Origin of the sequence: Campylobacter peloridis LMG 23910 (assembly GCF_000816785.1) — a bacterium.
GTDB lineage: Bacteria > Campylobacterota > Campylobacteria > Campylobacterales > Campylobacteraceae > Campylobacter_D > Campylobacter_D peloridis.
The window spans coordinates 1,066,118-1,081,360 of record NZ_CP007766.1; the positions used below are offsets into that span (position 1 = coordinate 1,066,118).

At 27.9% G+C, this 15,243-nt stretch carries 15 protein-coding genes; 3 read left to right on the forward strand and 12 right to left on the reverse strand.

What is annotated here, in order from left to right; genetic code table 11:
- Positions 1-77: 77 nt before the first annotated feature.
- Positions 78-3,455 (forward strand): two-partner secretion domain-containing protein, encoded by a 3,378-nt coding sequence (locus CPEL_RS08775; RefSeq protein WP_049984588.1) that lies wholly within the window; start codon positions 78-80, stop codon positions 3,453-3,455.
- A 40-nt stretch (positions 3,456-3,495) separates the two neighbouring features.
- Here the strand turns inward: CPEL_RS08775 and dnaK are convergent, their stop codons facing one another.
- Genes dnaK through CPEL_RS05255 form a run of 3 tightly spaced genes read right to left on the reverse strand, consistent with a single transcriptional unit; the run spans position 3,496 to position 6,674 of the window.
- Complete coding sequence (dnaK, locus tag CPEL_RS05245; protein WP_044598887.1) at positions 3,496-5,364, reverse strand: molecular chaperone DnaK; 1,869 nt, start codon at positions 5,362-5,364, stop codon at positions 3,496-3,498.
- Positions 5,365-5,385: 21 nt separating this feature from the next.
- Positions 5,386-5,895 (reverse strand): nucleotide exchange factor GrpE, encoded by a 510-nt coding sequence (grpE, locus tag CPEL_RS05250; protein WP_044598888.1) that lies wholly within the window; start codon positions 5,893-5,895, stop codon positions 5,386-5,388.
- Positions 5,892-6,674 (reverse strand): HrcA family transcriptional regulator, encoded by a 783-nt coding sequence (locus CPEL_RS05255; protein ID WP_044598889.1) that lies wholly within the window; start codon positions 6,672-6,674, stop codon positions 5,892-5,894. Before CPEL_RS05255 ends, grpE begins: the two co-directional genes overlap by 4 nt.
- Before the next feature lie 234 nt (positions 6,675-6,908).
- Between CPEL_RS05255 and CPEL_RS09650 the strand changes: the two genes are divergently transcribed.
- Positions 6,909-7,040, forward strand: coding sequence for a hypothetical protein (locus CPEL_RS09650; RefSeq protein ID WP_256378928.1), 132 nt, complete (start codon positions 6,909-6,911; stop codon positions 7,038-7,040).
- Here CPEL_RS09650 and CPEL_RS05260 read toward each other — a convergent pair.
- Genes CPEL_RS05260 through CPEL_RS05280 form a run of 5 tightly spaced genes read right to left on the reverse strand, consistent with a single transcriptional unit; the run spans position 7,029 to position 11,499 of the window.
- Positions 7,029-7,658 (reverse strand): hypothetical protein, encoded by a 630-nt coding sequence (locus CPEL_RS05260; protein WP_044598890.1) that lies wholly within the window; start codon positions 7,656-7,658, stop codon positions 7,029-7,031. The genes CPEL_RS09650 and CPEL_RS05260 overlap by 12 nt on opposite strands.
- Entirely contained in the window at positions 7,655-7,891 is a 237-nt protein-coding gene (locus CPEL_RS05265) for a hypothetical protein (RefSeq protein ID WP_044598891.1), read from the reverse strand. Before CPEL_RS05265 ends, CPEL_RS05260 begins: the two co-directional genes overlap by 4 nt.
- Positions 7,875-8,927: a DHH family phosphoesterase gene (locus CPEL_RS05270; protein ID WP_044598892.1), complete on the reverse strand. Its 1,053-nt coding sequence runs from the start codon at positions 8,925-8,927 to the stop codon at positions 7,875-7,877. Before CPEL_RS05270 ends, CPEL_RS05265 begins: the two co-directional genes overlap by 17 nt.
- A 12-nt stretch (positions 8,928-8,939) precedes the next feature.
- Positions 8,940-11,102 carry a flagellar biosynthesis protein FlhA gene (flhA, locus tag CPEL_RS05275; protein WP_044598893.1) on the reverse strand — a complete coding sequence of 721 codons (2,163 nt, stop codon included), beginning with the start codon at positions 11,100-11,102 and terminating at the stop codon, positions 8,940-8,942.
- Positions 11,095-11,499 (reverse strand): Rrf2 family transcriptional regulator, encoded by a 405-nt coding sequence (locus CPEL_RS05280; RefSeq protein WP_044598894.1) that lies wholly within the window; start codon positions 11,497-11,499, stop codon positions 11,095-11,097. The genes flhA and CPEL_RS05280 overlap by 8 nt, the downstream gene beginning before the upstream one ends.
- A 174-nt stretch (positions 11,500-11,673) precedes the next feature.
- Between CPEL_RS05280 and rpsO the strand changes: the two genes are divergently transcribed.
- Complete coding sequence (rpsO, locus tag CPEL_RS05285) at positions 11,674-11,946, forward strand: 30S ribosomal protein S15 (protein WP_044598895.1); 273 nt, start codon at positions 11,674-11,676, stop codon at positions 11,944-11,946.
- 196 nt (positions 11,947-12,142) lie between these two features.
- On the opposite strand, the gene CPEL_RS05290 is transcribed toward rpsO, so the two are convergent.
- From CPEL_RS05290 to CPEL_RS05305, 4 genes are read right to left on the reverse strand one after another with little or no spacing between them, the layout of a single operon-like run.
- Positions 12,143-13,036: an RsmB/NOP family class I SAM-dependent RNA methyltransferase gene (locus tag CPEL_RS05290; RefSeq protein WP_148308775.1), complete on the reverse strand. Its 894-nt coding sequence runs from the start codon at positions 13,034-13,036 to the stop codon at positions 12,143-12,145.
- Positions 13,023-13,409 carry a Holliday junction resolvase RuvX gene (ruvX, locus tag CPEL_RS05295; RefSeq protein WP_044598896.1) on the reverse strand — a complete coding sequence of 129 codons (387 nt, stop codon included), beginning with the start codon at positions 13,407-13,409 and terminating at the stop codon, positions 13,023-13,025. Before ruvX ends, CPEL_RS05290 begins: the two co-directional genes overlap by 14 nt.
- Positions 13,406-14,173 (reverse strand): DNA-processing protein DprA, encoded by a 768-nt coding sequence (locus tag CPEL_RS05300; protein WP_044598897.1) that lies wholly within the window; start codon positions 14,171-14,173, stop codon positions 13,406-13,408. The genes ruvX and CPEL_RS05300 overlap by 4 nt, the downstream gene beginning before the upstream one ends.
- A complete protein-coding gene (locus tag CPEL_RS05305; RefSeq protein WP_049984589.1) occupies positions 14,160-15,242 on the reverse strand; it encodes a divergent polysaccharide deacetylase family protein in 1,083 nt (360 codons plus the stop codon). Before CPEL_RS05305 ends, CPEL_RS05300 begins: the two co-directional genes overlap by 14 nt.
- Position 15,243 lies beyond the last annotated feature (1 nt).

Genomic DNA, 15,243 nt, shown 5'->3' on the forward strand with positions numbered 1-15,243 from the left:
TAAATTCCATTAACTTAAGTATTTTTTTATAAATATAATATTAACATACATAAATTTTTTCAAATAAAGGATTTATTATGGCAGTATTTTCTCCACGGGGGGGGGGATCGAATAATTTTGATTTAACTCCTTCTAAAAAACTAACTAATCACATCTTACTTTCAAGTATAGTTGCTTCATTGCTTTTCTCACCTGCGTTTGCCTTACCAAGTGGTGGTAAATTTACTCATGGCACAAGTGGAACTATAAATGTTAGTGGTAATAATATGCATATAAATGGTAATAAAGTTAATTCTGTTATCCAATGGGGTGGTGGTTTTAATATAAATAAAGGTGAAAGTGTAAATTTTGGTGGTAATAGCAAAAACTACTTAAACATAGCTCATGGAACAAATAAATCTACCATAGCAGGTATATTAAATGCAAAAGATAATAATGTATTTTTAATCAATCCTAATGGAGTAATCATTACTAAAACAGGTAATATCAATGCTAATCGCTTTGTAGCTTCTACTTCATCGATGAGTAATGAGGATATGAATAAATTTGCAAATTTATCACAAGAGCAAGGTAATTCTTTCTCGCCTGTGTTTAAACCAAATGGTGGTAATGTAGTTAATATGGGTGGTATTCTTGATGTTAAAAACATTACATTTCAAGGCAATAAAGTAATCTTAAATGCAAATACAAACTATACTGAAAAAGATAAATTTATATCAGCTAATAATATTACATTAGAAGGTAAAGAAGTATATGTAGATGTTGGCAATATAAATGGAGATAAAATTCAAAATATAAAAATTTCTGCAGATAAAGGTTCTATGTATCTAAATGCTAGTGGATATTATTATAATCCTAATTCTTTTTTAGTTTTTGATAAATATAGAAATTCAAATAGCAATTTTAAAGTATATAAATATGTGGGTATAGGTTCTGTGCAAGATTGGTGGCATTTTGCTAAAGGTTGGAATGATAACAAAGAAGGTTTTAGAAATACAGCTAGTGAATATAGATTAACTAATAATATAAATTTTGGAGCTAGTGAAGGAAAAAACTATGCTAATTATTGCATAGATGGATTTGAGTGCATTAGTATGATAATTGGGGTAAATTATACTAATGCATTTAATAAAATATTTAACGGACAAGGTTATAAGTTAGAAAATATTAACATCAATATAAACGAAAGTGGTAAAAAACAAAATGTAGGAATTTTTGGATACATTAATAATGCAACTATAGAAAATGTTAATATTGATTATAAAGGTGGTGGTATAAATGCAAAATATACACCCAATAATAGTTATATTGGTGTTGGAGGATTTATAGGAATTGCTGAAAATTCAACCATAAGAAATATATCATTAAAAAACATAAACAAAATTACCGCTACTAATACTTTTGGTGTTGGAGGATTTATAGGAATTGCTGAAAAAAATGTAAATTTTAAAAATATACTTATTGATGGTGGAAATACTATGAAAATAAGCAGTACTGGAAGTAATGTTGGGGGTTTTATAGCCAGTGGTAGCGAAGGAAGTATATTTGAAAATATTTATGTCAAAAATATCAATAGCATTAAAAGTGATATTTATAATGCTGGTGGATTTATCGGTGGTACTTCTTCTTCTTCAACCAATTGGAAGGATTTTGTGTTTTTTAAAAATATTCACATAGCAAATATAGGAGCTATTGATGGTTTATATTCAGGTGGATTTATAGGAAGTGCTACAGGAGTAAAAACTGAAAATATAAAAATAGAAGAGATTAATAAAATATTAGGTAAAAACTCAGCAGGTGGGCTTGCTGGAATACTATCTCCAGGAGAGTATAGTGATATTTCTATAAACAATATAGGTATCATAGAAAGTGCAAATTCTGGAGGATTTGCTGGTGCTATGGATACTGGATCTAATAACAACAAAAAAAATACTATAATAACAAATGTATACATAAAAGATATTAATGAGATTAAAGCTATAAATACATCTGATGCTTATGCTGGAGGTTTTATAGGTAAAGTTTCAAGTATTAATGCACCTACTGGAGAAAACACTAGTAACATATTTAACAATATAACTATTGATAAAATCGGTAAATTTTACATAAAAAGCAATTCAAGAGCTTATACAGGTGGGTTAATAGGAATAATTTTTAATAACTTTAATGCAAATTATAATTTTTCTAGTATTAATTTATTTTTTGATTCTAACATGAGAATTACTGGTGAAAATCATAATGTTGGTAAAATCATAGGTAAAAGCACAGACTCTAGATTATCTTTTAATAATTCAAATTTTTACTATATTGCAGAAAATTTTGCAGGCTCAAGAAGTGAGAATTATAGTGGATTCAATCTTCAACAATATGTAAAAATAAATGAACAGCAAAAATATAATGAATTTACAACAAAAGATCAAACCACAAAACCAAATATAGGATTATTTCAATCTAATAATAAGGAATTGCTTGATTTACCAGATGTAGAAAAAATAAAAAATGAAATTACTATTTTAGAAAAAGATGATCTTTTTAAAGATACTATTCAAAAAGAAATTATAGAAGACATTATAAAAAAATACTATTTTGTTGACATTAAAACTCTAGATGATCTATTAAAAACTTACAATAAATTAAATTCCAATAATTCAAAAGAAGAAAGAATTAATTTTATAAAAAATCATTTACTTATAAGTAAAAGCGAACAAGAAGCTAAAGAGGTGGTTGAAAGTTTAGATTTTTTATTAGCTTATAAAACCAATGGTTTAGAAAATGCTGAAAAAAATGGATTATTGAAAAATGATGAGACAATAACCGCAAATAGAGCAATTCAGAGTAATGTTAAAAAAACTTTATCTTATGAGCAAGATCTTATAGTTGATTTTTTACAAAACAAAAAAAATGGACTTAAATGGCTGGTTGATTATACAAACAACTTACTACAAGAACTCAAGAATACTCAAACAGCTTTAAAAGATGCTATTTTAAAATATAACGCCTATGTAGATTTAATCAATAGTAATAAAGCTGAAAGAGATGATGCTAAACTTGAAGCTATTAAAAAAAATATAAATAAGTTAATATTTCAAAGCAAAACTCTAGCTACTGAAATTGATAATAAACAGATTGTTTTATCAAAATGGCAAAATAAATCTAAAAATGATTCAAATGAACACTTTGTGATTTTAGGTAAATTTAATTATGAGCAATTGATTGATAATCCTAATTTAAACAAACCAAATGGAGATGGTGGGAAGGAACCAGATGTTAAACCAGATCCAGAATTTCCAAATATTGATTTAGAATTTGAACAAACTGCTTCTTTAAATTTAATTAAATATGAAGAGGAAGAAGAGAAAGAAATAGGTGAAACGCAAGGCGAGCAAAGATCTATTACTTGCATAGTAAATGATAATTATAAAACTATGAATCCTTGTGTGGTAGAGTATTATTAAATTATATGTAGCCAAATTAAATTTGGCTACATGTTTTGGATCATTCTACTTCTGCATCTATTACATCATCGTCTTTTTTGTCTTTATTATCAGCTGGTTTTTCATCTTTTTTATACATATTTTCTGCTAATTTATGAGAAACTTCGCTTAAAGCTTTCATTTTGCTTTCTATTTCTTCTTTAGTAGCATTTTGATTTTTCAAAGTTTCTTTTAAATCATCTAGTGCTTTTTGGATATTTGCTTTATCCTCATCGCTTACTTTATCGCCAAGCTCATTTAAAGATTTTTCTACTTGATGAGCTAAAGAATCAGCAGCATTTCTAGCTTCAACAGCTTCTTTGCGTTTTTTATCTTCTTCTTTGTGTAATTCTGCATCTTTTACCATGTTATTGATTTCTTCTTCGCTTAGCCCACTTGATCCTGTTATTTTGATCTCTTGTGCTTTGCCTGTTGCTTTGTCTTTTGCACTAACTGTTAAAATACCATTAGCATCTATATCAAAAGTAACTTCAATTTGTGGCATACCACGCGGTGCTGGTGGAATTCCTTCAAGATTGAAATTTCCTAAAGATTTATTATCTCTACTAAATTCTCTCTCACCTTGTAAAACATTTATGGTAACTGCGCTTTGATTATCTTCTGCAGTTGAGAAAACTTGTTCTTTTTTAGTTGGTATAGTTGTGCCTTTTTCTATAATTTTAGTCATAACCCCACCTAAAGTTTCAATACCCAAAGAAAGTGGAGTTACATCAAGCAATAACACATCTTTTACATCACCTTTTATAACAGCACCTTGAATAGCAGCACCAATTGCAACAACTTCATCAGGATTTACTGATTTATTTAGCTCTTTTCCAAAAGCTTTTTTAACTTCTTCTTGAACTAAAGGCACACGCGTAGAACCACCAACCATAACTATTTCTTTTACTTCGCTTTTATCAAGTCCTGCATCTTTTACAACTTCATTGATTTTACTAATAGTCTCAGCAACCAAACCATCAATCATACTTTCAAATTTAGCTCTTGTTAGCTTTTTAACCAAGTGTTTTGGGCCACTTGCATCAGCTGTGATAAATGGTAAATTTATCTCTGTTTCATTAGCTGAGCTTAATTCTTTTTTAGCATTTTCAGCTGCTTCTTTTAATCTTTGTAAAGCCATAACATCATTTTTTAAATCTATGCCTGTTTCATCTTTAAATTCACTTGCTAAAAAGTCGATTAATTTATTATCAAAATCATCACCACCTAAAAATGCATTACCTCCGGTTGCTAAAACTTCTACTACATTATCGCCTGTTTCAAGAACGGTAACATCAAAAGTCCCACCACCTAAATCATAAACTACGATTTTTTCGCTATCTTTTTTATCAAGACCATAAGCTAAAGCCGCTGAAGTAGGCTCATTTATAATTCTTAATACATTCAATCCTGCTATAGTTCCTGCTTCTTTTGTAGCTTTTCTTTGAGCATCATTAAAATATGCTGGAACGGTTATAACAGCATCTACTACTTTTTCCCCTAAAAAAGCTTCGGCATCTTCTTTTAATTTCATCAAAACTTTTGCTGAAATTTCTTGTGGAGTATAAATTTTTCCAGCTATTTCAATAGCACAAGCTCCATTTCTTTCTGTAATATGATAAGGAAGACGATTTTTAGCTTCTTTTGCTGCATCTTCATTTATCATTAAGCCCATAATTCTTTTTATAGAATAAATAGTTTTTTCAGGATTTGTTACAGCTTGGCGTTTAGCACTATCACCTACTAAAACTTCGCCTTTGTCAGTAAATGCTACTACTGATGGAGTTGTGTTTTTACCTTCTTTATTTGGTATAACTTTGCTTTCACCTCTTTCATACACTGCAACGCATGAATTGGTTGTTCCTAAGTCTATTCCTATTACTTTACTCATTTTTTATCCTTTTATTAAAATTTATTTTGCAACACTAACTTTAGCTGATCTAATCACTCTATCATTCATCATATAACCTTTTTGTAAAAGATTAACAATATGCCCGCTTTCATGATCAGCACTTTCTACATGAAACATTGCTTCATGTAGGTTTGGATTGAACTCGCCATCAGCTTCTATAGGTTTAACCATATGTTTTTCAAGCTTTTTTAAGAGTAAATCAAGGGTATTTTGCACACCTTCTTTAATCTTTAAACTAAGCTCATCACTAGCTTCTACACTTATAGCCGCTTCTAGCGCATCAACTACATCGAGCAAATCTTTAGCAAAACTTTCATTTGCATAAATGGTTGCTGAAATTTTTTCTTTTTCCATTCTTTTTTTGATATTTTCAAATTCAGCATTTGCTCTTAAATAAGTATCTTTTAATGCGTTATATTCTTCTTGAAGCTTTTGAAATTCAGCATTTTCATCTTGCATTGTTTCTTGTGCTTCATCTTGCATTGCTTCATTTTGCTTTTCTTCGCTCACGCAGCCTCCTTAATAATATTTAACATTGTTTTAAAATCAGAATACACACTTCCTGCAAAAATAATATTTGATTTTTGCCCTAAAAATGTACTCGAAAGCTTTAATCCCATAAATCCTTCCTCAAACAAGGGTTCAAATTTTAATTTTTCATCAAAATAAAATCCTATTTTTGGAGATAAAAGCTTAGCAAATTTATCATTTTGATAAATTTGATAAGCCTTACTCTCATTGTATCTATAGTAAATCTTAGCTTGCTTTAGTATAAAAATTTTTTCTAATAATTCTTCAAAATTTACTTTAAAGGCTAAATTTTCTATACTTTTTAAATCAAGCCCAACAAGCCTTTGCATAAAAAGCAAATTATCTTGAGAATACCTTAAAATAAGTTCATTTTCACCAAAATCAAGAATAATAAACTTAGTATTTACTACAGCTATGTCTTGTAAAATTAACTCATCGCCACCATAAACTAAAGCATAAATTTCAAATTTATCAAGTAAAAATTTCAATAAATCAAGATCATTTAAAACCACTTCTTCCTCAATAAGCTGTTCATACCAATATGCTCTCATAGCATTAATCGTTGGTATGCGTCCGCTACTAATATGAAGTTGAGTTAAAATTCCCTCATCACTTAATTTTTTAAAATAAACTCTTATAGTAGAAGCTGGTATGCTAACTTTATGATTTAATTCATGAGAGCCTACAGGGTTATTCCCATTTAAGTAAGTTTCTATGATGGTTTTTAAAATTAAATCTTTTTTGCTAAACGACTTCACTTTAAGACCTTGACTTTAAATTTAGCACTCAATGTTTTTAAGTGACAAAACAATTATACAACTTTAGTATAATTATGTCAAGTTATTTTTAAATAAAATTATTTAATATTATTTAGTTTATTAGACTAAAGTTTTTTTAGTTTATATAAATAAATATAAAAAACATCATTTTCAGTTTTTTTAAAAGAATAAAATACTATAATCACGCTTAGCGATATTAATAAAGGTTCTAATATGAAAAATCTTACTTTAAGAGAAAAAAAAGACTTAGAAGCTTATGTATTTTCTAATATAGAAAGAAAAAAAATGGCTTTTGGTAGAATTTTTAAATTTTATTATCTAAAATTTTTTAGATTAGTTTTTTAATTTATATTTTCTCATACCCTCTTTAGTAAAAGATAAATCTTTAAATTCAGGGGATGAGATTAACTCCATGCATGCTTTATCTAAATTTTCCATTCCGCTAATTTGCATACTTGCTTGCAAATTTTCATCTAAGTAAAGATCAAAAACTACACAAGCTTTATCATTAACCTTGTATAAAATTTTTCCACCCACTTTTTCATCTAGCGTATATACCTGCAATTTATCACTTTTGCTCATTTTTCTAATATCATTTGCAAAAGAATGATTTAATGTGTAATAAATCATAAAATCTCGCATGATATTTTTTATATCAGCTAATTCTTTTCTAAGTTTAGTTAAATCTTTTGTATATAAATTTAAAAAATTTGTGTTTAAATATTCATTTAAAGATGTTTCGTTTAGATTTTTGCATTTTGGATAAATTTTTACTATATAAGCTTTATTTTTGGCAAGCAAAATATCAACACATGCTTGTTTTTCATCTTTTACTTCTAAAAGTAAAGCAGAACTTGTGTTTAAATTTATGGTATTTTGTTTATTATAAGCAAAATCATTAAGCACTTCATAAATACTTGCATGTGTAAAAACACAAACAAAAAGAATTAATAAAATTTTCATTCAAATAAATCTTTATGATGTTTTTTTAAGTGTTCTACCACTTCTAAAATCTCATCAACCCCTTCTTTTTGTGTATTTTGACAAACTTCATCAATACAATCTATATAAAGCTCTATAGCTTTTTCTAATTTAGTCTTTTTTACACCCGCATACAAAAGCATAGCTTCTAAAACTATGCTTAGTTCGTATTGTAAATTTTCTATTTCTTCTTTAAAATCATGATTTGTTCTCATTATTTTCCTTTAATTCTTTGCTTTTAATTAAATCTATAAATTGAGCTTTTATAAAATCATAATTAGCACTATCTTTATACGCAGCAAATAAGCCTCCACTAGCGTTTTTGTGCCCTCCCCCATTGACTAAATATTTAGCCATTAAACTTACATCTAGTTTATTATTAGCCCTAAAACTTAAAGTTTTTCTTGAACTAAGATCTACAAAAAAATCAAATTCAGGATTTTGCAATAAAAAATCATTTCCTATAACAGAAGTATTGCCTATATTAGAAGTTAGCAAGCCTTTGTGTCCTTTGTAATATACACTAAATTTTTCTTTATTTATGCTTAATCTTTCAACTACAAATTTAGAGATTAAATTACTCAAGGTATCATCTTCTTCTTTTTTGAAAAAATCTTTTTTTATTTTATGTAAATCATTATCCAAAGCAATATGAGAATTTTTCTTATGGATAAATTGTCTTGATTTATCAAAAAGATAAAAAAGATATTTTATATTCTCTTGTGCAAACATTGTTTTATTGATTTCTTTAGCCGTTGAAACCATACCCAATAAAACCTTGCCAAGTTCAAAATTTTTATCCTCACTCAACCAAATATCTACAGCATTTACCACATCTACAAAAGAAGATAAAGATTCATTTTCCCCATAGCATTTACTAAAAAAATCATAAACAATTTTCGTTGCACATCTTGAGCTATCTAAAAAATACCAAGGATATTTTTGCATACATTCTAAACCACTTTGATGATGATCTAAAAGCAGTAGTTTGATTTTTTTACCTTCTATGGCCTTTTGAAAGTCTTCACATTGACTTGGTGTCAAATTTAAATCCGTAATTAATATAACAAATTCTTCATTAGGATTTTGCTTTAAATCCTCTTCTATGCTTTTAAAAATAACATTAAAATTTTCATTAATTTCTTTACCATAATTAGAATTAAAAAAATAACAATTTTTAAAGTAAAAATCTAGCACATACTGACACGCATAGCCATCTAAATCTGTATGCGAAAGATGATAAATTTTCATATATTCCCTTTATTATAAGTCATCTACTTTTATAATACCTTCGGTTTCAAATTTAGTATTTTCTGCAATTTCAGCAAAACTTAAAACCGTGATATTAATGCCAAAATTAGAGCAAATATCTGCAATAAATTTTCTAAGCTGTGGTTCAACACAAAGCAAGAAAGGTTTAATTCTTGTGTTTGCAACACTTGCAAGCTCAGCTTTTAATGCTTCTACCAAGGCTCCAGTTTGAGATACATTTATCATCAAATGATAAGTTCCATCTTTAAACTGCACATGTTCCATTAATTTCGCAGCAGCAGCAGCATCAAAAATATAAAAACTAATTTGGCCTTTTTCATCTACATATAAATTTGTAATTGCCCTAGCCAAAGAAGCTCTTACATGCTCTATAATCATATCCAAACTCTTACTAACTTCGGCTATATCACTGATTGATTCTAAAATAGTTAGCATATCTTTAATAGGAATATGCTCTTTTAACAAGGCTTTTAATACTTTTTGGATTAAACCTATACTAGCTACTCTTAAACAATCATCTACAACTATAGGATAATCATTTTTAATCTTATCTAGTAGATTTTGAACCTCTTGTTTGGTTAAAAGTTCAGACGCATTAGCTTTAATAAGCTCACTCATATGCGTTGAAATTACACTTGCTGGATCAATAACTATATAACCATTTAGTGTTGCTTCATCTTTTAAATTTGCATCAATCCATAAAGCATCGGAGTTAAACGCAGGTTCTTTAGTGGCTATACCCTCAACAGGTTCAGTGATAAACCCACTATCCATAGCTAGATATTTATCAGGATAAATTTCAGCACTTGCAATACCCACACCTTTAAGTTTAAAAACATATTCATTTGGTTTTAATTGCAAATTGTCTCTTATTCTAATTTTAGGCATTAAAAAGCCCAAACTTTGAGCTATATTGCGTCTTGTTGATCTAATGCGTTCTGTTAATTCACTTTCTGCTAGCTTAATCAGTCCATAACCTAATTCTAATTCTAAAATTTCAAGTTTTAAAATATCAGTAATTTTATTTTCTTCTTCTTTTAAAATTTCTTCTTCAGTGCGTTTTTGTGGTTTGCTAGTTTGCTCTTCATCATGAGCTTCTTGAGATTTTTTACTAGAAATTGCATTAATTTGAATTTTACCCTCTTGAACTTGTTTTATCATATAACCAAGTCCTAAAAATACTAAAGCCATAAAACCTAAAGAAAAATGTGGCAAACCAGGAACTAAAGCAAAAATAAATAAAATAAAGCCTACAATTAATAAAGTTTTATATTCTCCTAATAATTGATTAATCGAGCCTTCGGCAAAATTATCCTCATCTTTACTAGCACGCGTAATAATAATCGCAGTTGCTGTTGAAGTAATAAGTCCAGGAATTTGAGACACAAGTCCATCGCCTATAGTTAAAATAGTATAAGTTGAAGCACATTCTCCAAGTTCCATATCATGCTGAAAATACCCTATCATAAACCCACCAATTAAATTTACAATAGTTATAATAATTCCAGCAACAGCATCTCCTTTTATAAATTTAGAAGAACCATCCATAGCTCCATAAAAGTTTGCTTCTGCTATAATTTCTTGGCGTCTTTCTCTTGCGGTTTTTTCATCAATCAAACCAGCATTCAAATCCGCATCAATTGCCATTTGTTTTCCAGGCATTGCATCAAGAGTAAATCTTGCTTGAACTTCAGAAACCCTTGTACTACCTTTGGTTACAACCATAAAATTAATCAAAACCAAAATACAAAATACAACCATACCTATAACATAATTACCACCCACAACAAATTCGCCAAAACTTGCTACTATGTCACTTACTGCGGTTGGCCCTTGATGCCCTTCGCTTAAAATCATACGCGTTGTAGCGATATTAAGCGAAAGTCTAAAAAGTGTAATAATTAAAATCATAGTAGGAAAAGTTGTTAAATCAGTTGGTTTAGGTATGTATAAAGAAATTAAAATGATTAAAACTGAAATTGCAATACTTAAGGCAAGAAAAAAATCCAAAACTATACTTGGTAAAGGCACGATAATAATGGCTAAAATCGCTATGATCATAGCCACTACGGTTAAACTTTTAGCTTTTACTATAGGTGCAACAAGAGGTGCAATCCATGGCAAAACCAAGGTAAGAATATTTCTTTTAGCCATTATTTTTAATGATATCTTCTAAGGTAATTGAAACTAAAAAATCATCTATTTTATTTTGAAGTCTTACAAGCACTGGCATTATGTTGCAATTATCTCCTTTTTGGGAAGGACATACTCCATTACTACACTCAAAAACATTAATAGATTTTTTTTCTACGCTATTAATGATTTCTTTTAAAGTATATTCACTAGGTTTTTTTACCAAGGCAAATCCCCCTTTGGCGCCTTTATAGGATTTTAAAAGCTCATCTTTTGCAAGAGCTTGTAAAATTTTAGCCAAAAAACTTTTTGGTATATCTAAAACACTAGACATAGTATCAACATCTTGAGGATCTTGGGATTTTGCTATATGTATTAAAGATAATAAAGCGTATTCGCTAGCTTTGGTAAATAACACATTTATCCTTTCTAATAACTAACTTGAAATTTATAAAGTTTTTATTATACCAAAAATATCTTATGGTTTAAAAATTAAATTTATTTTATATTTATTTTAAAATTCAGCATATTTTTTGTTTTTTTATATATAATTACATTTTTAAAATTTTAAATACCGCTCAGGAGGTCTATTATGGCTTTAGATTCGGCTAAAAAAGCAGAAATAGTTGCAAAATTTGCTAGAAAAGAAGGAGACACTGGTTCTCCAGAAGTTCAAATCGCTCTTTTAAGTGCTAGAATTGCAGACTTAACAGAACATTTGAAAATTTACAAAAAAGATTTTTCATCTCGTTTAGGACTTTTAAAACTTGTTGGACAAAGAAAAAGACTTTTAGCTTATCTTAAAAGAAAAGATTATCAAGCTTATGCAAAATTAATCAACGAGTTAAATTTAAGAGATAAATAAGCTTTTGCTTATTTATCTTTGCTTAATATTTTTTATAATTTTATTTATTTTCTTCATTTTTTCTTAATTTAAGTTTCAAAAATTTAACATTTTATTCACAAGAGTTTCACGATGTGATTTTATACTCAAAATACCATAAAATAGGACTTTAAGTTTTTCATATAAAAATATTTTTCACATTTAAATTTATTGATTTTTAAAGTTTTTTCACTTTTGCGATAAAAAATCCATCTACATAATCATTTGGCAAGACTCTTTTAGCAAAAGATAAATCAAATTCCTTGCTTTTTGCCTGAACAAAATCAGCATTTAATAATTCAAAATCAAGTAGTTGTAAATTAAAATCTTTATTTCTAAATGCATTTTCAAGCACTTCTTCATTTTCCTCTTGTAAAAAAGTACAAGTGCTATAAACTAATTCTCCACCATGTTTTAAAGCTAATAAAGCTGAATGAAGTAGTTTTTTTTGCAAACTGGTAATTTGCTTAATCTCTTTAGTGTTTTTTTGTATTTTTAAACCCATTTTTGCAAAAGTTGAACATGGAGCATCTAGTAAAATTTTATCAAATTTTAAAGGACATATTCTACCTATACTCTTAGCATCTTTTAAAAAAGTTTTTGCATTTTTAACACCATATTTTTTTAAATTTTCTTGAAGGATAAAAAATCTATCTTTGCTTGCTTCAACACAAGCTAAATAACCTTCATTTTGCATAAAATTAGCTAAATTAATACTTTTTCCACCTGGTGCAGCACACATATCAAGCACATTTTGGCCTGCTCTTACATCTAAAGCTTTAGCGCAAAGATAAGAAGAATAATTTTGTATATAAAAAAATCCTTCATTAAAAGCTTTCATCGAGCTTAGATTGCTTTTATATTTGTATGGAATTTTATAACAAAATTCACTTATTTTCTCATATAAAATTTGTTCGCTATTTAAAATTTTTTCTAGTTCTAATGCATTTATTGTCAAAGCATTTCTAAAAATATTTATATTTTTTTCTTCGATAAAACTTTGCAAAATTTGCTCTTTTTGTTCTTTTGTATAAATCTCATCTAAAGCACTTTGCAAATCAAACAATGCCATAAAAACTCTTTAAAATTAAATACGCAGCTAAAGAATCAAGTTTACCATCTTTTTTTTTCAAATTTGCAATCTGAAGTTCTTGTGCATTTTTTGAACTAAAGCTTTCATCTACAAAAAAAATTTCTTTTTCAAAGCCAATTAAATCAACAAAATGTTTAATTCTTCTTTTCATTTCATCTTCGCTTAAACCACCTATAGGAATTCCAACCACTAAAACATCTATATTATATTCTAAAATCAAATCTTTAATTTCTTTTGCTGCTTGATTGCGATTTTTTCTAATAACTGCATTAAGTGGCATTGCTATGCTTTTATCAATGCACAAAGCAATTCCTATGCGTTTTAAACCTATATCTAAAGCTAAGGTTTTCATAGGCAAGGCCTTATTTTTACACCCGAAATTTCAACCAAACCTTCAAGCTCATACTCATAAATTTTATCACCAAATTTTTCCAAAGCTTTTTCTAAATCATCACTTTGTTTTAAAAAATTTATAATTTCATCTTGATTTTGCTCTTGTTTAATCTCCCCAAACATTGACGCAAATTCTTTATAATCATAAATCAATTTTGCTTTATTTTGTGCTAAAAGCAAATTTGTCCCCTCACTTTCATTTCTTCTTTGAGCAAAAACATAAATAGGTTTATTCATACTCAAAGCAATTCTTGCACTTTGCAATGAACCACTTTTTAAATCAGCTTGCGCTATCACTACAACTTCACTTAGAGCAATAATTAATCTATTTCTTAATAAAAAATCATAAGGTTTGGCTTTATAATTTGACTCATTCTCACTTAAAGCTAGTGCATTTTTATAAATATCTTCTATATCTTTTTTATTTGCCTTAGGATAAATTTCATCAAGTCCATTGGCAAAAACAGCTATAGTATGCGGAAAGGCTGCCCTAGCAGCAGTAATATCCACCCCCAAAGCTCCTCCACTTACTATACAAACATTAGCTTTTTTAAGCCAAGAAACAAGTTCACTGATACAATTTTTAGTATACATACTCATTTTTCTTGAACCGATAATGGCTATTTTTCTTGAATTTAATAAATTTAAGTTTCCTTTGTAATAAATCTTAGAAGGAGGATTTAAAAGATCTTTAAATTCGCAAATATTATCAATAAATTTCATTTAAATATACAAGCTCGACTGAATTTAACAAATCTTTACTTTGAACTAAAGCTTCAAAAGTTTTCTCCTTAGGATGTCCTATGGCTATAGCAAAACCTTTCTTTTTTGCTTCGTTTATCGCTTGAATGATTTGCTTTTTTATGTATTCTACATTATCTTCATTATCTAAAAAAATATCTCTTGCAATATATGGTTGATGAAATTTTTTAGATAACTTTTTGGCTTTAGAATTTCCAATTGTTCTAGAATCAACAAAAATAAAGCCATTTTTATTTAACGCATCAAAAAGTCGCTCCATTGCTTTTTCATCTGAAGTAAATAAACTACCTGTATGGTTATTTATAAATTTTAAATTTGGGAACTCATTTTTTATAAATTCAATGCGTTTTGTAATTTTTTCTTTATTATCATTTGGATTTAAAGTATTTAATTCTGCCTTATCGTATTTTATCGCAGCCAAAGGCAAATGCACCATAAAAAAATCAAAATCTTTAGCAAATTCAGCCGTATATGGATGGCGCTTATCGGGCGGAAAAAATGATGGTATTAATTTTAAATTCGTTTTTTTAAGCATATCTACATGAGTATGACTTGCCATATCATCTATAATGATAGCAAGCTGAGGCTTTGTTTGTAAGATATTTTTGGTATTTTGTTTGTTTTGCTGATTATTTTTTAAAGAAGAAATATTTTGCTCTTTAGATGTATTTGTTTCTTTTTCGCTTAAATCAATTTGATTTTTCTCAATATAATTTACATTGTTTTCACTTAAATTATCATCGTTTTTTGTAGTATTTAATTCATGTGTTTTTAAATTTAAAATTTCACTGATATTTTTATCTAGAAATTCTAATTTTTCATCATATAAGGTAGAATTTACCTCTTCAAAATGAATACTTGATTGTTGTAAAGATGAAGCATTTTGTTCTATTATAGTGCTATTATTAATTTCATAAAACTTATTTTCTGTTTTTTTAAAAGACAAAGCACTAAAAGCAAAAAGAATAATCCCCAATATAATTACACAAAGTGCTAAAAGCACTTTGTATTGTTTTTTAATTTTTTTCAAC

Coding starts and splice junctions, on each gene's coding strand:
- CPEL_RS08775 (WP_049984588.1), top strand. CDS start 78: ATGGCAGTATTTTCTCCACGGGGGGGGGGATCGAATAATTTTGATTTA.
- dnaK (WP_044598887.1), bottom strand. CDS start 5,364: ATGAGTAAAGTAATAGGAATAGACTTAGGAACAACCAATTCATGCGTT.
- CPEL_RS09650 (WP_256378928.1), top strand. CDS start 6,909: ATGAAAAATCTTACTTTAAGAGAAAAAAAAGACTTAGAAGCTTATGTA.
- CPEL_RS05260 (WP_044598890.1), bottom strand. CDS start 7,658: ATGAAAATTTTATTAATTCTTTTTGTTTGTGTTTTTACACATGCAAGT.
- CPEL_RS05265 (WP_044598891.1), bottom strand. CDS start 7,891: ATGAGAACAAATCATGATTTTAAAGAAGAAATAGAAAATTTACAATAC.
- CPEL_RS05270 (WP_044598892.1), bottom strand. CDS start 8,927: ATGAAAATTTATCATCTTTCGCATACAGATTTAGATGGCTATGCGTGT.
- flhA (WP_044598893.1), bottom strand. CDS start 11,102: ATGGCTAAAAGAAATATTCTTACCTTGGTTTTGCCATGGATTGCACCT.
- rpsO (WP_044598895.1), top strand. CDS start 11,674: ATGGCTTTAGATTCGGCTAAAAAAGCAGAAATAGTTGCAAAATTTGCT.
- CPEL_RS05290 (WP_148308775.1), bottom strand. CDS start 13,036: ATGGCATTGTTTGATTTGCAAAGTGCTTTAGATGAGATTTATACAAAA.
- ruvX (WP_044598896.1), bottom strand. CDS start 13,409: ATGAAAACCTTAGCTTTAGATATAGGTTTAAAACGCATAGGAATTGCT.
- CPEL_RS05300 (WP_044598897.1), bottom strand. CDS start 14,173: ATGAAATTTATTGATAATATTTGCGAATTTAAAGATCTTTTAAATCCT.